The sequence below is a fragment of the Flavobacterium sp. HSC-61S13 genome, from assembly GCF_024171535.1.
In the GTDB taxonomy this organism is placed as follows: domain Bacteria; phylum Bacteroidota; class Bacteroidia; order Flavobacteriales; family Flavobacteriaceae; genus Flavobacterium.
This window is the reverse complement of record NZ_JALJZV010000006.1, coordinates 187,042-206,362: the sequence shown is the minus strand read 5'-3', so window position 1 is coordinate 206,362 and position 19,321 is coordinate 187,042. Positions and strand designations below refer to the sequence as shown.

The window sequence follows — 19,321 nt, the reverse complement described above, 5'->3', positions numbered from 1 at the left end:
AATTGGGGTGTTATATAGGTTTAGAACTGGGTATCCAATTTGATATAATCCAAAAACTCTCTGCGTACTTTATCTTCTTTAAAACGACCACCAAACTCAGCCGTTACCGTACTGCTTTCAATATCGCGTATTCCTCTCGAATTGACACAAAGGTGTTTCGCATCCATCACACAGGCAACATCTTCCGTGTTTAAAACGCGTTTCAATTCGTTGACAATCTGGATGGTTAAACGCTCCTGAACCTGTGGGCGTTTGGCATAATAATCTACAATACGGTTCATTTTGGACAAACCAACAACCGTACCGTTAGAGATATAAGCCACATGGGCTCTTCCAATAATTGGCAATAAGTGATGTTCACAAGTAGAATAAACTGTAATGTTTTTTTCTACCAGCATTTCACCGTATTTATAATTGTTATCAAACGTAGAAGAACTCGGTTTTTTCTTTGGATTTAAACCGCCGAAAATCTCTTTTACAAACATTTTAGCTACGCGGTTTGGGGTTCCCTTCATACTGTCGTCAGTCAGGTCCATTCCCAAAGTGTATAAAATATTCTCTACGTCTTTTTTAATTGATTCGATTTTTTCATCGTCAGAACGATCAAAGGCGCCTGCTCTTAAAGGCGTATGCTCGCTAGAAGCAATATGATCGTCACCTATTTCGTCATGAAGTGTTTCTTCTTGATTCATTCGTGTTTAGATTTAATTACAAATTCGGTACAAATATAAATAATAATGTTGACTAAGTAGGGCAAAAAACAAAAAGAGACCACGCTTTGTTGGCTCTTTGCATTCCTTGTTTTTAGGGCGCTACCCTTTGGGTCGGGCTTTCCGCTATATCTCTCCTAGTCATTTCATGCCAAGGAGAGGATGCCGCTGCAATCCCTAGCGCATGACCTACTTTAATTAGGGATCTGGTAAGTTTAATATTTCCACCAATCTGAAAACGTTTGACCTTCTTTATCGAGGTCAATCAATTGTCCGATTTGAGGTGTATACAAATCGATTTGATGGCGCTCTCGCAAATTATAGACTCTTTCCAAAGGTTCATTCCAGGCGTGATTGGCCAAAGCAAATTTTGAAGAATGTACCGGAAACAAAGCTTTTGCCTTTAATTCTTCGGCAGCTTTCCAAACCTCTTCGGGTTGCATGTGAATGTATTTCCAGGCTAGATTGTATTGTCCGTTTTCCAAAATTGCTAAATCAAAAGGACCGTACTGAGCTCCAATTTCAGCAAAATGAGTGTCGTAACCACTATCGCCACCGAGGTATAATTTTTTGGACGGTGTTTGCAAAACATAAGACATCCACAACGTATTCGATGTCCAAATACTTCGTCCAGAGAAATGACGGGCTGGAGCCGTATGTACTACAAAACCTTCACCCAAATCAATCGTTTGGTACCAATCTTTTTCGATGATCTGAGATGCGGAATAACCCCAATATTCCAAGTGTTCACCAACTCCCAATCCACAGATAACCCGACCTACTTTCGGTTGTAAAGCCTTAATCGCCTCATAATCTAAATGGTCATAATGATCGTGTGTAATCAACAAGAAATCGATAGCAGGCAAATCGGCAACGGTACAAATTTCTGTGCCTTTAAACGATTTACCACCACCGGGTAGCGGTGAAACCGAACCGCTTAATACGGGGTCAATTAAAAAACGCTTACCGTCAATCTGCATATAATACGAGGAATGACCCAGCCAAATCAAAAAGTTGTTCGTCGGTAAATCTGCCCAATTCGGTTGAATCGAAGGTATCGGATTCGTCGGTCGCACATCGGGTGATTTCTTAAAAAAGAACTCGTACAACGCCTTGGGATAGCTATAATTTTCTGCTATTTGAGGGGTGTGATGCTGATTGTGAAATTTACCATCGCGGTAATTCGGAGATTGTTGAATCATTTCAAGCCTTTGTCCTGAAGGCCGTTTTCCAAATATAGGATGCATCATATAAAAAAATGTGGTTATACCTAAAATGAGTATGATCCCCAATACCATACCGAGGACTTTTTTTAATAACTTCTTCGAGGTCATGTTTGTAAAAGTTGATAAGCAAAAATAAGCATCCTTTTTAAGCGGTACTATTGGGTAGGGAAAATTTTAAGATATAAAGGTGATTTCTTGAATATTTACAATGCGCGAATGTGCAAATGTGCGAATACATGCCCTGCGAAATAGATAAATGGGCTCCTTTGCAAAATCGTGAATATTTGCGTAAATTGCCCGTCGATTAAATATCTATTAAACCATGGAACCCACAAAACCTTATCAGCCGATAAATAAAATACGTATCGTTACAGCCGCCTCTTTATTTGACGGACACGACGCTGCAATCAATATCATGCGCCGAATCATACAAGCAACTGGTGTAGAAGTTATTCACCTTGGACACGACCGCAGTGTAGAAGAAGTGGTGAATACCGCCATTCAAGAAGATGCCAATGCTATTGCTATGACTTCCTATCAAGGCGGACATACAGAGTATTTCAAATACATGTATGATTTATTAAAAGAAAAAGGAGCCGAACACATCAAAATCTTCGGAGGAGGAGGAGGAGTAATCCTGCCTACTGAAATTCAAGAATTGGAGGATTATGGTATCGAGCGTATTTATTCGCCAGATGATGGCCGTGCGTTGGGTTTACAAGGAATGATCAACGATTTGGTTCAACGTTCAGACTATCCTTTAGGTGATAAATTGACCAATGAATTAGACCTACTACAAGAAAAGAATGACAGAGCCATAGCGCGTTTGATTTCTTCTGCGGAAAACTTCCCAGAGGTTTCAAAAACTGTTTTTGATAAAATACACGAAATAAATAAAGACAGATCCACTCCAGTTTTGGGAATTACCGGAACAGGTGGGGCGGGTAAATCCTCTTTAGTCGACGAATTGGTTCGTCGTTTCTTGATTGATTTTCCAGAAAAGAATATTGCTTTGGTTTCTGTCGATCCGTCGAAGCGAAAAACCGGTGGTGCTTTGTTAGGTGACCGTATTCGTATGAATGCCATCAACAGCCCTCGTGTTTATATGCGTTCTTTGGCTACACGTCAATCCAACTTGGCCTTGTCGAAATATGTGGCTGAAGCCATACAGGTTTTAAAAGCGGCAAATTACGATTTGATCGTTTTAGAAACTTCAGGTATTGGACAGTCGGATACCGAGATCATGGATCATTCCGATGTTTCTTTATACGTAATGACTCCTGAGTTTGGAGCAGCTACACAGTTAGAGAAAATCGATATGTTGGACTTCGCAGATTTGGTTGCTATCAACAAATTTGACAAAAGAGGTGCTCTAGATGCGATTAGAGACGTTAAAAAACAATACCAACGCAATCATAACTTATGGGATGTTAATCCTGATGAGATGCCGGTATTTGGAACCATCGCTTCTCAATTCAACGACCCGGGTATGAATACGCTATACAAATCCATAATGGATTGTTTGGTAGAGAGAGCCGGTTCGGATTTGGTGTCTACTTTTGAAATCACCAAAGAGATGAGTGAGAAGATTTATGTGATTCCGCCGAGTAGAACGCGTTATCTATCCGAAATTGCAGAAAGCAACAGAAAATACGATCAGATTTCCCTTTCTCAACAAGAAGTGGCCCAGCGTCTGTTTGGAATCTATAGAACAATAGAATCTGTAACAGGAATTTTACCAGAATTGACAAAATTCGGATTGGATGATGCTGTTTTAGTAGGAGCTAAAGCCGATAAGATAGAATTTATCAAATTGTTGTTTGCAGAATTTGACCGTCAAAAATTAAACTTAGATCCGTACAATTGGGAGATTATCATCAATTGGTCGGACAAAAAAGAAAAATACAAAAATCCTTTTTACGAATTTCAGGTTAGAGATAAAGTAATTAAGATTGCCACGCATACCGAGAGTTTGTCGCATTTGCAAATACCAAAAATATCCATGCCTAAGTACCAAGCTTGGGGTGATGTTTTAAGATGGTCGTTGCAAGAAAACGTACCGGGAGAATTTCCTTTTACAGCTGGATTATATCCTTTTAAACGTGAAGGTGAAGATCCAACGCGTATGTTTGCAGGAGAAGGTGGGCCAGAGCGTACCAACAGACGTTTCCATTATGTGAGTTTGGGCATGCCGGCCAAGCGTTTATCAACGGCTTTTGACTCGGTAACCCTTTACGGTAATGATCCAGGACACCGTCCGGATGTTTATGGTAAAATTGGAAATGCTGGAGTTTCTATCTGTTGTTTGGACGATGCTAAGAAACTGTATTCCGGTTTTAACTTGGCGCACGCCATGACTTCCGTGAGTATGACCATCAACGGTCCTGCACCGATGTTGTTGGGCTTCTTTATGAATGCCGCTATTGATCAGCAATGTGAATTGTATATCAAAGAAAACGGATTGGAAAAAGAAGTAGAAGCTAAAATAGCGAAGATCTATAAACAAAAAGGCATAGACCGTCCAACTTATAACGGAGACTTACCAGAGGGTAACGACGGTTTGGGATTGATGCTTTTGGGGGTAACGGGAGATTTGGTATTGCCAAACGATGTTTACCAAGACATCAAAACCAGAACCCTTTCTCAAGTTAGAGGAACGGTACAAGCTGATATCTTAAAAGAAGATCAGGCTCAAAATACTTGTATTTTCTCTACGGAATTTGCCTTGAGATTAATGGGTGACGTGCAACAGTACTTTATCGAGAAAAACGTCAGAAACTTTTATTCGGTTTCTATTTCTGGGTACCACATTGCGGAAGCGGGAGCTAATCCTGTGACTCAGTTAGGTTTTACTTTGGCTAATGGTTTTACTTATGTAGAGTATTACTTAAGCCGCGGTATGGACATCAACGATTTCGGACCGAACTTGTCGTTTTTCTTCTCCAACGGTATTGATCCGGAGTATTCTGTGATTGGACGTGTAGCCAGAAGAATTTGGGCCAAGGCCTTAAAAATAAAATACGGAGCTAATGAGCGTGCACAGATGTTGAAATACCATATTCAAACATCGGGTCGTTCGTTACATGCTCAGGAAATCGATTTTAACGATATCCGTACAACGCTTCAGGCGCTGTATGCTATTTATGACAACTGTAACTCTTTGCATACCAATGCGTATGATGAGGCGATTACAACACCTACCGAAGAATCGGTACGTAGAGCGATGGCAATACAGTTGATTATCAATAAAGAATTGGGATTGGCGAAAAACGAAAACCCGATACAAGGGGCGTTTATCATTGAAGAATTGACCGACTTGGTAGAAGAGGCGGTATTGATGGAATTTGATCGTATCACAGAACGCGGAGGTGTTTTAGGGGCGATGGAAACCATGTACCAACGTTCTAAAATCCAAGAGGAAAGTTTGTATTATGAAACTTTAAAACACACGGGTGAATTCCCTATTATTGGGGTAAATACTTTCTTGAGTAAAAAGGGATCGCCTACAGTAGTTCCTGCTGAGGTAATTCGTGCAACGGAAGAAGAAAAAATGTTCCAAATTCACACCAAAGAGAGTTTAAACAAAGCCAACGAAAGTCAGATACAACACCAAATTGAAGAAATTCAATATGCGGCTATTCAAAACGAAAACATCTTTGAAAAATTGATGGAAGCGACTAAGGTTTGTTCGTTAGGACAAATCACTTCAGCTTTGTTTGAAGTTGGTGGACAATACCGTAGAAATATGTAATTAGCTTGATAACAAAAGTATAGTTTAAACAAAACCCTCTTCTTGAGGGTTTTGTCGTTTATAACATTTCTCGATTGTACTTTAAATAGCTCATTTTATAAATGAGGATTCTCTTTATAATCCATTGGTCAACGTTCTGATGTCATTGGTCAAAAGATTTTCATTGCGATTAGTGCTAAGGCGTTATTTGCATAAAAAATCAATTAAATATGAGAATTTCCATTTTTTATGTCTGGGTATGCGCTGTGTTAGGTGTGGTATCGGGCTATGGACAAACTGGGGTATCCGGTCAGCTTAAAGTTGACTACATTCCGCTTTCAAACTACATTCGCGGTATCGATAGTGTTAAAACCGATTCCAAAAGCGATTTTAAACGCGTTGAATTCGGTTTGGAAATACCGCTGTCTTTGGTGATGAATGCTGAAAATAAGCCAAAAATTTGGTCGGTATTTGTGCAGAGTAGTTATGCAAAAATGCAGAATAAAAATTATGAAAAGGCCTTGTTTCCCGAAGAGATGTGGAATGCTCAAATTGGGTTAAAACACTTTCGTCCTTTGGGAACTAATTGGTCGATGTTGGTAATGGCATCAGTGGGTGTGTATACCGATATGCAGCAAATTACTAGCGACGATATATTGGGACAAGGAGGTGTGATATTTATCAAACACTTCAATCCCAACCTGGCTTTAGGGGTCGGACCAGTACTGACTAACAATTTTGGCGTACCGATGGTTTTACCGGGTATCTATTTTAACTGGGAGTCACAGGGAGCTTTGCATTTCAAAATTACTTTCCCAGAGGGGCTAGAATTGGGTTACCGCGTTTCGGAAAAGGTCGATTTAAAAGCAGTGGTAGAATTACACGGGATGACGGCAGAGATTAAAGTGGATGGGGAATCGATGTTATTGGGGCATCAACAAGTAACGGCTGGATTTCGCCCGCAGTTCAAACTCGGAGAACATTGGGTTGTTGAATTGACCGCAGGAACTAGTCTCGCCAGATCTTTTAGTGCTAATTCGAGAAAACTAAAGGATATATTTAAGATTAAAGACCATGCTGATGATCGATTCTCTACGACCTTATATGGCGCTGCCGCTTTAAAGTGGAAGTTTTAATATGGCTTTGTTAATTGAATAGGTTTATTCACACAGTAGCTCCTTAGCCCTAAATGGGTTAAGGAGCTACTGCATTTACAGCTTATTTACTAAGCAGTTTTTTATACACTACATCTTGCAATAAGGATTCTCTGTAAGTTCTCGATATCGGTAGTTGTTGTCCGCCGACGAACAATCTATTGCCGTTGATGGATTCGATATGAGAAATATTGACCACATAGGATTTGTGTATTCTAAAAAAATGTTCTTTCGGTAGTTTATCGACTAAGGACAGCACGGTTTGATGGATAACGAGTACCTGTTCTTTAAAATGCAACTTAACGTAGTTCTGCATACCTTCGATATAGCGGATTTCTGGCCAGGAAATTTTCTGAAAGCCGTCGCCTTGCCGTATGTATAAAAAAGGATCCACAACATTATTTAGCGTTGTTCCAACTGCCGCTTCGTGCAGTTGCTTGGCTTTGATTACGGCTTGATAATACCTTTGAAAAGAGATTGGTTTTAATAAATAATCGACTACTTGCAATTGATAACCCTCTAGGGCATATTCGGAATAGGCCGTGGTCAAAATGACTAAGGGAGGTTTTTCCAATGATTTTAAAAAATCCAATCCCGACAAATAGGGTAAGTTAATATCGAGAAAAATCAAATCTACAGATCCGTTTTGTAGAAAAGTTGTAGCTTCCAAGGCCGTAGAACAATTGCCGACTACAGTTATAAAATCTATTTTATCTGCAAAGTCAGCAAGTCCTAATCTTGCAAGGGGTTCATCATCGATAATCAAGCAATTTAATTGAAATTCCATAAATTGAATTAAGGGTATTAATTTAATTGTAACTTTAAAACTAGGGTGAAACTGTGATCTGTTTTGTCGATAACAAGTTGATGTCGATCAGGGTATTGGATGCTCAATCTCTTGCGTACGTTGGTCAATCCCAATCCTTGACTATGTGAAGGGGTTTTGTATGTATGGGAATAGGAGTTTTCAATGCGCAATTCCAACGTTTTTTCTTGTTGTCGGCAGCACAGGTGGATATATCCTTTTTCATTGGGCATACGCGATACGTGTTTAAAAGCATTTTCAATCAGAGGCACTAGTAATAGGGGGGTGATGTGTTGTTTGGGATTTTGTATATCCCATTGGCATTGTACTTCGAGTTCATCTCCCCAGCGGACCTGTTCGATGGCGACCAAATCCTTCAGGTATTTAATTTCGCGTTCCAAATCGACAAATTCGCGATTACATTCGTAGAGTTGGTAACGCAATATATCGGAAAATTGGATCAACAGATCTGAAGCCAAAGCGACGTCGCGTTGCATTAAAATGTGGATATGATTCAAAACATTAAACATCAAATGTGGATTAATTTGATCTTGAAGTAATTTGATTTGAGCTTCCAAGTGAATACGCTGTAGATTGGCGTGATTTTGTTCGATCGTATGATGTTCAATATAAAAGCGCAACCCGCAGGCGGTACCGATAATTAAGGCAGCGGAGGGAATGGAACTGTAAGAACGGGTCCATATAGCATGAACTAGATCGCCATTGATTTCTTTATCCCGAAAGATTTCGTCGGCGTATAATTGTGTGAAAATAGTTTCTATAAATCCGATTAAAAAAGCGAGTAAAAGCACATTGAAAAAGCATTGAATAAGAAACGTTTTCATTTTATCCTCCTGTAAGGCTTTGGGTAAAAGGATGTCACTTAATCCGTGGGCAATGATAAAACAGACGAACAGTAGTGACAGTAGTAGAAAACTAGCAGGACCTACATCGAATGTTTTAATTAATTGTACCCAGATAGCAAATCCAAATAAACCCCAGAACAGTACGATAAAAACCCAGCGTCGGTATAGTATATTTAATTTCATGGATTAGGGGGATAATAAAAAAAGAGGTTATAAAAAAGGCAAAGAGAAACATCTCTTTGCCTTTTTTATTATTAGATAGGAATGGATTAATTACAAAAAGAAATAACCTACACTAAGGTTAAATGAGCTGGTTTTTTTATCAAAGTCTTTGCTCAATTTGCTTAAACCACCTTCATAACGCAAGTCTACATTTAAACCGATTACATCGATTCCAGCTCCAACTTGGAAGCCCACTTGGGACTTGTCAAAGCTGCTTTTTGTAGAATTTTGAATATTTTTAAAAACAGAAGAATTATCATCAAATACATAAGAATATACACCGCCTCCAAAAACGCGTACATTAATTAAGGAAAGATCAAGTACTTTATAACCTACTAAAACGGGTACATCAATACTTTTCCACGTTACATTGGAACTTCCTCCTTCTGAGTTTTCAATTTTAGATTTTTTCTCAGAATATAAAACCTCTCCTTGAAGGTAGGCTTTGCCTAAATCTAATCGTACCATAGCACCTCCAAAATATCCTGCTGAATATTTAGAGTTCAGGTTCATCTCAGATAGGGATAGATCGGTAAAGTTTGCTCCTCCTTTAATACCGATATGGATCGGTAACGGAGATTGAGCAAATGTAGGAACTGATAGAAGACCCAAGCCTATAAAAAGCAAGAAGACAATTTTTTTCATTTTAATTTATTTTGAGATTAATAAGTACAAAGTAACGCAAATGAATGTAAAACTTGAAAATTATTTTGACCAACGACACCGATAATAGGTTCAACGGTTTCTGAAAACAGTTAATCCTTATAAAACACTTTTTAGTATTACAATTAAAAAATAGGAACCCGATGTTTTTTTCTCGTATAATGGCATTAACTTATTTTCAATACCATTATATTTGGTATAAGAAATATACGATAAAATTTTTACAACAAGAAACTTTTTATCTTACTTTTTTGCAAAACAATAAATTATGATTAAACAAGCCTATACTTCAGAACGGTTGATTCTGAATCCCATACACATTTCCGATGCCACATTTATACTTCGCTTGGTGAATTCACCGGGATGGCTTGAATTTATCGGTGATCGAAAAATTAGTGATATAGCTGGGGCCATAAAATATATTGAAAACATCGATAACAACTCGGACTCTTTCTTTTGGGTTGTCTTTGACAAAGTCAGTCAACAACCGCTGGGTGTGGTTAGTCTGATTCAAAGAACGTACTTGCCTTGTCCGGATATTGGTTTTGCTTTTCTATCTGAGTTTGGTAAACAGGGTTATGCCTTTGAAGCGGCAACGTGTATCCTTGAGAAACTGGCGGTAAATTCCGATCATAAAACCATTTTAGCCACTACACTGACAACGAACACCAATTCGAAACGCTTGTTGGAGTGCTTGGGGCTGGTTTACGTTCAAAATATAATGGTAGAGGGGGAAGAGCTGATGTTGTATACTACGGATAGAGATCAAACTGAAATTGACTTACTGATCGAGGGCTATTATGCATTTTTTAAAAATAGCAATCAAGATTGGGAAATGATTCAGCGTTTCTTTACTGCCAAGGCTACGATAACAAAGGTTTTTCAGAGAAACATAGAGCAATTTGATGTAGCGGCATTTCTTGCACCGCGTAAAAAATTATTGACGAATGGAACTTTAACGGAGTTTTCGGAAGTAGAAATGGAACGACATACTCAAATTGAGGGGCAGATAGCGCATCGTTTTTCGGGATATAGAAAAAATGGATTATGGGAAGGCAAACTCTACACGGGTTCGGGGACCAAATCATTTCAATTGGTTAAAACTACGGACGGATGGAAAATTCATTCCTTACTATGGGATGATACGGTTTCAACTCCTTTTGCAGAGGCATAAATAAATAGCTCGATTGCTGTAGTATTGTAGTATATTAGAAAACTTAATTATCTTCAGCTGGTTTTAAAATAAACGGATTAACATGGGTTTAGAAAGTGCGAGAGAGCATTTAAGAAAATGGGGAAAAGATACCGACATACAGGTTTTTGACGTATCGAGTGCTACGGTTGAATTAGCGGCTAAGGCTTTGGGGGTGAATGAAGCTCAGATTGCCAAAAGCATTTCATTGAAACATCCGGATAATGGAGCTCTGTTGATTGTAGTAGGAGGTCTTCACAAAATCGATAACAAAAAATTTAAAGCACATTTTGGATTTAAGTTTAAGATGTTGGGTTTTGAAGAGGTTGAAACCGTTATCGGCCATCCCGTTGGTGGGGTTTGCCCTTTTGGTATTAATAAGGGTATTCCGGTGTATTTGGATGTTTCCTTAAAGCAGAATACGGAGGTATATCCTGCTTGTGGAAACTCGCGATCTGTGATTAAAATGACCATAGGTGAGATGGAACAAATGACAGCCTACATACAATGGATTGATGTATGTACCTTTTAAGTGTAGCTGCCCATTCGCCCATCAGCCTTTAAAGCCTATATGCCCATTTGCATATACGCGAATACGCTTTATCACGTAAGAACGGAACGGCCTTTCAAGTTATTTGCATTTAAAGCCAATATGCCCATCAGCTCATCAGCCTTTAAAGCTCATACGCCCATATGCTTATCCGCGTATGGGCGTATGGGCGTATGGGCGTATCCGCTAATCAACGTATCCGCTAATCAAAAAACATCTTTTGTTGTGCTAATAGCGATACGGTTCCAAGCATTAATCGTAATGACTGCCATGATCAATTGGGCAGTATAACTTTCGCCAAAAAAAGTAACAACTTCTTGATAGGTTGAATCGCTAACTCCACCTTGGTGTATCAAGGTTACCTCTTCGGCTAATTGTAGTATGGCTTTTTCTTCTTTCGTAAATAATGCGGTTTCCTTCCAAGCGTTTAATAAAAACAAACGTTGTGCTGTTTCGCCAATTTTCATTGCTTCTTGAGTATGCATATTTAGGCAGAAAGCACAGCCGTTGATTTGTGATACCCTGACTTTGATCAATTCTTTGTGAATAGCGGTTAAGTCCGATTTTTTTAATTGCATTTCTAATTCCATGACAGCATTATAGCCTTTTGGGAAAATTTCACTGATATCGAGTCTCTGTGACATAATTATATATTTTTAAGATTACTCAAAGGTAGACTACCGCAAGATCAAAAAACTTAAGCGGGTTTAAGAAAGTTAATGGGAACAGAATAAGATCGTTGTAAACCTTGAAATCGTATACAACAACAATGTAAGTTCTGGTTTGTTATTTCAGCACTCTACATAAAATAATAAATAAAAGTTCGACAAAAATGCTTTATTTTGAGAAATTAAAATCAGGTATCTATCATGAAATTGACACAAATAATTATAAAAAGACTAAAAGGCTATAAAAAAGTAATATTTACGATGAGCGTATTGGTACTCGCCAGTTTTAGTACGAGAGCGCAGACTCCCAATTCGGATGCCCCTAAAGAGGAAGATCCCATTTATAAAACGGTAGAGGTCAATCCTACTTTTCCCGATGGTGTTGCGGCATTTCAACGGTATTTAGCTGTGAATTTAATCGTTCCGAAAGAGGTAAAGTCGGCCATTGGTTTGGAATATGCTCGTGCTGTGTTGGCTATTGTTATCGAGAAGGATGGAACCTTAAGTGCTGTTGAGGTTGTGCAAGGTGTTCAGGAAGACTATGACGAATTGCTGAAGAGCGCTTTGCTGAATGGTCCCAAATGGATTGCTGCTAGACAAAATGAGGTTGCTGTTCGATTTCAATTTATCCTGCCCATAACGATGAACGTCGATAAATTAAAATCGCCGCGTTAGTTATATAAGTAGAAAAATCATTTAATTAAAAAGTGCGTATTAAAAGAATCAGACATTTTTTTTGCGTAATTCGCTCAAATATTCGGGGGTAAAACCTAGGAATGACGCCAGCATATATTGAGGAACCCGTTGTACAAATTCGGGGTAAAGCGATTTAAAATGCAAATAGGATTCTTCTTTGCTAAAGGAATATTGATACAGCAAGCGGTACTGAGCAGCACCATAAGCGCGTTGTAGGTTTAATCTGAAATAACGTTCTAAATAGGGAAAAGCCTTTAATAAGGCCTCCTGATTGTCTTTGGTTAATTCGTAGACTTCGGTATTTTCTACTGCTTGTATAAAAAAAGAGGAGGGTTGATTTAAAGTAAAACTTAGAAAGTCGGCCATCCACCATTGTTCTGTGGCAAAATAGGTCGTTTTCTCATCCCCATTTTCTCGGACAAAAAATAATCGCAAACAGCCCTGAGACACAAAATAAAGTGACTTACAAATTGTCGGAGCTTTTAAAAGATAATCTTTTTTGCGTAAATTTGTTTTTTGAAAAAAACCGAGGATGCTGTTGTGATCTTCGGGATTTACCGTTACGGTTTTATTAAAAGATTGTAGCAACGTAATTTCTGAGGTATTCATATAAGTACAAATAAAAAATCGAAAATAAAGTTAAAGTGAATTATTCGTTTAACGATACTTTTAAAGATTTTTTTGTACAAAGATTTTTTTGGCGCAGTTCTTGTAATTATAATTAAAAACTAAACAAATATATACTATGAAAAAGATTTTTTTACTATTATTCGCCGTTGTTGGCTTGGTTGGATTACAGAGTTGCGAAGGACCAGAAGGACCTCCGGGATTTGACGGTGCTCCCGGACCAATTTTTGAAGCTGAGGTTTTTGAGGTAACTACTGACTTTTTAAGAAGCAATAATTATGAATCAGTTTTTACTTTTAGCAAGCCAATTTTAAAAACAGATCATCTTTTAGTGTACCATTTAGATCAAGTTGTGAATGGCGAAGATGTTTGGAAAATGACGCCAGCTACCTATTATATTGGTTCAGAAAATTTAATCTACAATTTTGACTTTACTAGACTTGATTTTAAACTTTTTCTAGATACAAATATCGCAAATATTGATAGAGTGGATGGTGGAGCTTGGACTAATAAGCAAACGTTTAGAGTTGTAATTATTCCTGGATACATGCCAAAGAGATCTTTGGATACTTCTTCAACTGCTGTTGAAAATACAGATTACAATACTATAATCAAAAAATACAATTTGGAGAATGCTCCAATCAAACAATTGCAAGCTAAATAACAGCATATAATTGATAGTAAAAAACCTCAGCGCGAGCTGAGGTTTTTTTTGTTTTACCAAAGTGTTAAGTTAGTGTAAAGTATTTTTTTTGCACCATTGTCAAAAAAAATAGGGGGTAGTGGTTATTAATTGTCGAAAATAAATTATTTTTGCTATCAAAATAGGGGGTGTCCCATAAAATACATACAATATGTCAACATTACGTTTTCGAGCAATTGAAAAAGCCGCTTCTAGAGAAGTGGTGAAAGTAGAGGAACTGGGTAGAAAATCTTTGATCTTTGGAGATAATGTTTTTAACGATAAATCCATGCGACAGTTTTTAACGCCACAAGCTTATCAGGCCGTTAAAAATGCACAGAATGGCATTAAAATCGATAGAAAGTTGGCAGAGTACATTGCTTTGGGTATGAAGGAATGGGCGCTTTCTAAAGGGGTAACTCATTATACGCACTGGTTTCAACCTTTAACGGGGACGACTGCTGAAAAGCACGATGCTTTTTTTGAAACACAATTTGATGGCGATCCGGTGGAGAAATTCAACGGAAGTCAGTTGGTTCAGCAAGAACCGGATGCATCGAGTTTTCCAAATGGAGGAATCAGAAACACCTTTGAAGCTAGAGGCTATACCGCTTGGGATCCTACTTCACCAGCCTTTATCTTTGGCTCTACTTTGTGTATCCCAACCGTATTTGTATCGTATACCGGGGAGGCATTAGATAACAAAACCCCGTTGATCAAAGCGTTAAATGCTATTGATGCAGCAGCTACAGAAGTAGTACACTATTTTGATAAAAACGTAAAGAAAGTTACAGCTACACTGGGATGGGAACAGGAGTATTTCTTAGTCGATACGGCTTTGGCAAATTCTAGACCCGATATCCTAGCTACTGGACGTACTTTATTAGGACATACCGCAGCTAAGGGACAACAATTGGATGATCACTATTTTGGATCAATTCCAACCCGAGTGTTAAATTATATGCACGATTTGGAGAACAACTGTATCCTATTGGGGATTCCAGTTAAGACACGTCACAACGAGGTGGCTCCAAACCAATTTGAATTGGCTCCGATTTTTGAGGAAACCAATTTAGCAGTAGATCACAATTCCCTATTGATGGATGTGATGAGAAAAGTGGCAGAACGCCATCATTTCAAAGTACTTTTCCATGAAAAACCTTTTAAAGGGGTGAACGGTTCTGGAAAACACAACAACTGGTCTTTGGCAACGGATACGGGAATCAATTTATTGAGCCCGAGTAAAACACCAAAGAGCAACATGCAATTTTTGACGTTTTTTATCAATACGATTAAAGCGGTTCACGACAACGAAGAATTGTTGCGTTCTTCTATTGCCTCTGCGGGTAATGATCACCGTTTAGGAGCAAATGAAGCACCTCCTGCAATTATTTCGGTATTTATTGGACAACAATTGTTCAATGTATTACAAGAGCTTAAAGGCGTGTCTTACGGTAAATTGTCACCAGAAGAAAAAACAGATCTAAAGCTTAATGTAGTAGGAAAAATTCCAGACGTATTGTTGGATAACACCGATAGAAACAGAACTTCTCCTTTTGCTTTTACTGGAAACAAATGGGAATTTAGAGCGGTTGGATCTACGGCAAACTGTGCCAATCCGATGACTACTTTAAATACTATTGTCGCCAAACAATTAAAGGATTTCAAAGTTGAAGTGGATACCATGATCGAACGTGAAGGCATGAAAAAAGATGAGGCCATCTTTAATGTACTACGCGAATACATCAAACAAACGGAGAAAATCTTGTTTGAAGGTGATGGATACAGTAAAGAGTGGGAAGTTGAAGCGGAAAAACGCGGATTGAGTAACCATAAAAATACACCAGCAGCTTTGAGAGCTAAGGTTTCAAAAAGATCTATTGATTTATTTGAAGAGATGAATGTAATGAATCGTGTAGAAGTAGAGGCGCGTTATGAAATCGAAATGGAGGAATACGTAAAGAAAATCCAAATCGAAGGACGTGTATTAGGTGATATGGCTAGAAATCATGTGATTCCAACTGCGATTGCTTACCAAAACAGAGTTATTGAGAACGTTAAGGGAATCAAAGAGATTTTTGGAGCGGGATATGAAGCTCATGCCGCTGAACAAATTGTAATGGTTAAGGAAATTTCTAATCACATTGCACAGATCAGTACCCATGTTACAGAAATGATTGACGAGCGTAAAGCGGCGAATTTGATTAGTGATATCGAATTACAAGCGATTGCTTACTGTGAAAGAGTAAAACCTCATTTCGATATTATTCGTTACCACAGTGACAAATTAGAATTGTTGGTCGATAATGAAATGTGGACCTTAACTAAATATAGAGAGTTGTTGTTTACCAACTAATGGTCAACTCAATGACCAATATAATCAAAAGCGCCCTTCCATATCGGAAGGGCGCTTTTTTAAATAATAAAAACATGAACTAATAATTATTTTTTATTGCGGTACGCCAGATAGAATATTTGTGGCAGTACAGTAAACGATAATACCATACACACGACCAATCCACCAACGATCATAATAGCTAAGGGTTTTTGGATTTCAGATCCCATACCGTGAGATAGGGCAGCAGGTAGCAGTCCCATGGAGCCCATTAAAGCAATCATGACTACCGGACGAATTCTACTTCGGACTCCTTCAGCAATAGCTTGATTTAACGGCATTTTCATTCGTAAATTTTCGCGCATCACTCCGATTAAAACGATGCCGTCTATGGTTGCAACACCAAAGAGAATGATAAATCCGATTCCAGCGGAGATACCAAACACGGTTCCCGTAGCCCAAAGTGATAGAAAACCACCGATAAAGGCAAAAGGCAAAGTGGCGGCAGATATTAAAGTATCCTTGACATTTCCAAAATTGAAATACAACAGCATCATAATCAAGATCAGCGATACAGGTACCACCATCATCAACTGTTTGGCAGCGCGTTCCTTACTTTCAAATTCTCCAGCCCATTCCATTTTGTTCGCCGCAGGTAGTTTGACTTCACGATCTACTTTAGCTCGAGCCTCTGCGATGGTACTACCCAAATCACGCCCTTCAATACTAAATCCGACCCCGATATAACGACTGTTACCCTCTCTATAAATAAAGGCTGGCCCAGTGTGGTAATCTATAGTAGCAATCTCTTTTAGCGGTACTTGTTTACCGTCTAAGGTAGGAATTAAGATTTCGCCTATCTTTTCAGCAGAATCTCGAGATTCCTTCTTAAAGCGCAGTACCACATCAAACATGCGTTCGTTTTCGTAAAAAGTCGTCGCGGCCTGACCACCAATAGTCATTGATATCACGGCCTGAGCATCGGCAGTGGTCACGGCATAACGAGCCATTTTTGCATCGTGAAGTTGGATGCGCAATTCCGGTAAGCCAATGTTTTTATACACATTGATATCCGTAATTCCAGGTACATCTTCTATGGATTTGGCGACTTGATTCGCCATTTTTTCTAAGTCAAATAAATCATCTCCAAATATTTTGATGACCAAAGCGCTTTTCACTCCGGCAACATATTCCTCGACATTATCTTGTATCGGTTGGCTGAATCCGAAATTGATTCCCGGATATTTCTCTAAACTTGTACGCATTTCAGACAGCAACTCCTCTTTGGATACCTTTCGACTCCAATCGTTTTCCGGTTTTAATTGTATGTGGAACTCGATATTGAAAAAACCCGTGGGATCAGTACCGTCGTTCGGTCGACCGGTTTGAGACATCACAAATTCAACCTCCTCATATTCGCGCAGTAAGCCCTTCATCTCTTGGGTCAGTTGTACCGATTCCTCTAAGTGTATGCTATTCGGTAAAGTTGCTCTAACATAAATAGCTCCTTCGTTTAATTTCGGTAAAAACTCTGAACCATAATAGTGAAAGCGAACTCCACAGATCACGAGTAAAATTCCAAACGAGATTAAAGTCGCTTTTTTATGACGGTAGCTCCAATCAAATAATTTGAACATATTGACTTTAAAAAATCGAGAGATAAGGTTTTCTTTTTCTACAATGTTTTTCGTCAATAAGATCTTACACATGGCAGGTACATAGGTCAAACTCAAAATTAAAGAACCTAAAAGGGCATATCCCAATGTAAAAGCCAAGGGTGAAAACATTTTTCCTTCGACTTTCTGAAAAGAGAAAATAGGCAGTAAGGCGACAATTAAGATCAATAAGGCAAAGAAGATATAACTGGCAACACTACCGGCACTTTTCTTTATAATACCCATTTTGGACATTTTATTAAAGCGTTTCATACCGACGTGATGGGCTTTTTTCTCCAATCCAACAAATACCTGTTCGACGATAACTAGGGTTCCCTCGAGCAATAGTCCAAAATCCAAAGCACCCATAGAAATTAAATTCGCTGGTAGCCCTTGTATTTTTAACATGATGATTGCAAATAGAAAGGCTAGTGGAATGACGGATGCGACGATAAAAGTCGTTCGCCAGTTGTATAAAAATATAAAAACGATTAACGAAACCAACACCACCCCTTCAATCAGGTTTTTAGTAACGGTATGTACCGTGGTTTTCACCAAGTCGGTACGATCTATGATCGGCACAATCTCGACATTTTTAGGAAGTATGCGCTCATTGAGATCCGTAATCTTATCCTTTAACTTCTCAATGACTTCACTCGGGTTTTCACCTCTGAGCATGATGACTATACCTTCAACAACATCTTTTTCATCGTTATAACCCACTTGACCCAATCGGGGTTTGGCAGAAATCACAACTTCAGCGACGTGTTTAACCAAAATAGGCGTAGACCCCTTTACTTCGATTAAAATATTTCCGATATCATCGATATTGTCTAATAAGCCAACACCGCGTACCACATAGGCCTGATCGCCTTTTTGAATCACATCGCCGCCGACATTGATATTACTCTTGGATACCGCTTCATAGACGTCTAAAGGGGATAAGTTGTAATTGACCAATTCTGTAGGATGAATTTTAATCTCATAGATCTTTTCTTCACCTCCAAAACTGACTACATCAGCTACACCGGGAACGGAGAGCAATTCGCGTTCAACTACCCAATCTTGGATAGATGCCACTTCTTTAATCGGCAATTCGCTCTTGATGATATAGCGAAAAATTTCTCCTGTAGCTCCTGACGGGGGCTCGATCTCAAAAAAGGCTCCCTCGGGTAAATCGACATTTCCCATACGCGTAGATGCGTATTGTTGTGCATAAAAATCCTCTACATCATCATTAAATAATACCGTCACTACTGAAAGACCAAAGAGCGAAATGGATCGCACCTCGGCTTTTTTGGGTATGGTATTCATTTCTTTGGAGATCGGCAGTGTGATAAACTTTTCTATTTCCTCCGCGCTTCGTCCGGGCCATTGAATGATGATTCGAGCTCGCGTATTGGTCACATCGGGAAAAGCTTCAATCGGCGTATGTATATAACTATAGATTCCTCCTAAAAGCAACAATATAGTGGCAAAAAGCACCAAAAAGGAATTCTTTAAGGATAGGGAAACTATGTTTTGAACAAATTTTTGCATA

The 19,321-nt window shown here is 38.7% G+C and carries 15 protein-coding genes; 7 read left to right on the top strand and 8 right to left on the bottom strand.

The window, feature by feature from the left end; genetic code table 11:
- Positions 1–20: 20 nt before the first annotated feature.
- On the bottom strand, positions 21–692 hold the full coding sequence (gene folE / locus L1275_RS08175) for a GTP cyclohydrolase I FolE (protein WP_219294649.1): 672 nt from the start codon (positions 690–692) through the stop codon (positions 21–23).
- A 233-nt stretch (positions 693–925) separates the two neighbouring features.
- The gene (locus tag L1275_RS08170; protein WP_253471662.1) at positions 926–2,044 is read right to left on the bottom strand and encodes an MBL fold metallo-hydrolase; all 1,119 of its coding nucleotides are present in this window, start codon (positions 2,042–2,044) and stop codon (positions 926–928) included.
- 214 nt (positions 2,045–2,258) lie between these two features.
- Between L1275_RS08170 and L1275_RS08165 the strand changes: the two genes are divergently transcribed.
- Both L1275_RS08165 and L1275_RS08160 read left to right on the top strand, forming a co-directional pair.
- A complete protein-coding gene (locus tag L1275_RS08165; protein WP_253471659.1) occupies positions 2,259–5,687 on the top strand; it encodes a methylmalonyl-CoA mutase family protein in 3,429 nt (1,142 codons plus the stop codon).
- A gap of 209 nt (positions 5,688–5,896) precedes the next feature.
- Positions 5,897–6,802: a DUF6268 family outer membrane beta-barrel protein gene (locus L1275_RS08160; protein ID WP_253471657.1), complete on the top strand. Its 906-nt coding sequence runs from the start codon at positions 5,897–5,899 to the stop codon at positions 6,800–6,802.
- 82 nt (positions 6,803–6,884) lie between these two features.
- Here the strand turns inward: L1275_RS08160 and L1275_RS08155 are convergent, their stop codons facing one another.
- The 3 genes from L1275_RS08155 to L1275_RS08145 all read right to left on the bottom strand — a co-directional run bounded on the left by L1275_RS08155 (position 6,885) and on the right by L1275_RS08145 (position 9,358).
- Positions 6,885–7,607, bottom strand: coding sequence for a LytTR family DNA-binding domain-containing protein (locus L1275_RS08155; RefSeq protein ID WP_253471655.1), 723 nt, complete (start codon positions 7,605–7,607; stop codon positions 6,885–6,887).
- A gap of 17 nt (positions 7,608–7,624) precedes the next feature.
- Positions 7,625–8,674 (bottom strand): sensor histidine kinase, encoded by a 1,050-nt coding sequence (locus L1275_RS08150; RefSeq protein ID WP_253471653.1) that lies wholly within the window; start codon positions 8,672–8,674, stop codon positions 7,625–7,627.
- A gap of 90 nt (positions 8,675–8,764) precedes the next feature.
- Positions 8,765–9,358: a porin family protein gene (locus L1275_RS08145; protein ID WP_253471650.1), complete on the bottom strand. Its 594-nt coding sequence runs from the start codon at positions 9,356–9,358 to the stop codon at positions 8,765–8,767.
- Between the two features lie 286 nt (positions 9,359–9,644).
- Here L1275_RS08145 and L1275_RS08140 point away from each other — a divergent pair, with 286 nt between their 5' ends.
- Positions 9,645–10,550, top strand: a complete 906-nt coding sequence (locus tag L1275_RS08140) for a GNAT family N-acetyltransferase (RefSeq protein WP_253471648.1) — start codon at positions 9,645–9,647, stop codon at positions 10,548–10,550.
- 82 nt (positions 10,551–10,632) lie between these two features.
- Positions 10,633–11,100: a YbaK/EbsC family protein gene (locus L1275_RS08135; RefSeq protein ID WP_253471645.1), complete on the top strand. Its 468-nt coding sequence runs from the start codon at positions 10,633–10,635 to the stop codon at positions 11,098–11,100.
- Positions 11,101–11,324: 224 nt separating this feature from the next.
- Here the strand turns inward: L1275_RS08135 and L1275_RS08130 are convergent, their stop codons facing one another.
- Positions 11,325–11,762 carry a carboxymuconolactone decarboxylase family protein gene (locus tag L1275_RS08130; RefSeq protein WP_253471643.1) on the bottom strand — a complete coding sequence of 146 codons (438 nt, stop codon included), beginning with the start codon at positions 11,760–11,762 and terminating at the stop codon, positions 11,325–11,327.
- Positions 11,763–11,987: 225 nt separating this feature from the next.
- Here L1275_RS08130 and L1275_RS08125 point away from each other — a divergent pair, with 225 nt between their 5' ends.
- Positions 11,988–12,461 carry an energy transducer TonB gene (locus tag L1275_RS08125; protein WP_253471640.1) on the top strand — a complete coding sequence of 158 codons (474 nt, stop codon included), beginning with the start codon at positions 11,988–11,990 and terminating at the stop codon, positions 12,459–12,461.
- A gap of 48 nt (positions 12,462–12,509) precedes the next feature.
- Here L1275_RS08125 and L1275_RS08120 read toward each other — a convergent pair whose 3' ends face one another.
- Positions 12,510–13,091 carry a Crp/Fnr family transcriptional regulator gene (locus L1275_RS08120; RefSeq protein ID WP_253471638.1) on the bottom strand — a complete coding sequence of 194 codons (582 nt, stop codon included), beginning with the start codon at positions 13,089–13,091 and terminating at the stop codon, positions 12,510–12,512.
- 136 nt (positions 13,092–13,227) lie between these two features.
- On the opposite strand from L1275_RS08120, the gene L1275_RS08115 reads away from it, so the two are divergent.
- Positions 13,228–13,773: a hypothetical protein gene (locus L1275_RS08115; RefSeq protein ID WP_253471635.1), complete on the top strand. Its 546-nt coding sequence runs from the start codon at positions 13,228–13,230 to the stop codon at positions 13,771–13,773.
- 190 nt (positions 13,774–13,963) lie between these two features.
- The gene (locus L1275_RS08110; RefSeq protein ID WP_253471633.1) at positions 13,964–16,147 is read left to right on the top strand and encodes a glutamine synthetase III; all 2,184 of its coding nucleotides are present in this window, start codon (positions 13,964–13,966) and stop codon (positions 16,145–16,147) included.
- An 86-nt stretch (positions 16,148–16,233) separates the two neighbouring features.
- On the opposite strand, the gene L1275_RS08105 is transcribed toward L1275_RS08110, so the two are convergent.
- Positions 16,234–19,320, bottom strand: coding sequence for an efflux RND transporter permease subunit (locus tag L1275_RS08105; protein WP_253471631.1), 3,087 nt, complete (start codon positions 19,318–19,320; stop codon positions 16,234–16,236).
- Position 19,321: the final 1 nt, after the last annotated feature.

Bases quoted from the DNA above. Each gene is read 5' to 3' on its own strand.
- L1275_RS08125 (WP_253471640.1), top strand. From the start codon at position 11,988: ATGAAATTGACACAAATAATTATAAAAAGACTAAAAGGCTATAAAAAA.
- L1275_RS08120 (WP_253471638.1), bottom strand. From the start codon at position 13,091: ATGAATACCTCAGAAATTACGTTGCTACAATCTTTTAATAAAACCGTA.
- L1275_RS08170 (WP_253471662.1), bottom strand. From the start codon at position 2,044: ATGACCTCGAAGAAGTTATTAAAAAAAGTCCTCGGTATGGTATTGGGG.
- L1275_RS08160 (WP_253471657.1), top strand. From the start codon at position 5,897: ATGAGAATTTCCATTTTTTATGTCTGGGTATGCGCTGTGTTAGGTGTG.
- L1275_RS08105 (WP_253471631.1), bottom strand. From the start codon at position 19,320: ATGCAAAAATTTGTTCAAAACATAGTTTCCCTATCCTTAAAGAATTCC.
- L1275_RS08140 (WP_253471648.1), top strand. From the start codon at position 9,645: ATGATTAAACAAGCCTATACTTCAGAACGGTTGATTCTGAATCCCATA.
- L1275_RS08110 (WP_253471633.1), top strand. From the start codon at position 13,964: ATGTCAACATTACGTTTTCGAGCAATTGAAAAAGCCGCTTCTAGAGAA.
- L1275_RS08165 (WP_253471659.1), top strand. From the start codon at position 2,259: ATGGAACCCACAAAACCTTATCAGCCGATAAATAAAATACGTATCGTT.
- folE (WP_219294649.1), bottom strand. From the start codon at position 692: ATGAATCAAGAAGAAACACTTCATGACGAAATAGGTGACGATCATATT.
- L1275_RS08145 (WP_253471650.1), bottom strand. From the start codon at position 9,358: ATGAAAAAAATTGTCTTCTTGCTTTTTATAGGCTTGGGTCTTCTATCA.
- L1275_RS08115 (WP_253471635.1), top strand. From the start codon at position 13,228: ATGAAAAAGATTTTTTTACTATTATTCGCCGTTGTTGGCTTGGTTGGA.
- L1275_RS08155 (WP_253471655.1), bottom strand. From the start codon at position 7,607: ATGGAATTTCAATTAAATTGCTTGATTATCGATGATGAACCCCTTGCA.
- L1275_RS08150 (WP_253471653.1), bottom strand. From the start codon at position 8,674: ATGAAATTAAATATACTATACCGACGCTGGGTTTTTATCGTACTGTTC.
- L1275_RS08135 (WP_253471645.1), top strand. From the start codon at position 10,633: ATGGGTTTAGAAAGTGCGAGAGAGCATTTAAGAAAATGGGGAAAAGAT.
- L1275_RS08130 (WP_253471643.1), bottom strand. From the start codon at position 11,762: ATGTCACAGAGACTCGATATCAGTGAAATTTTCCCAAAAGGCTATAAT.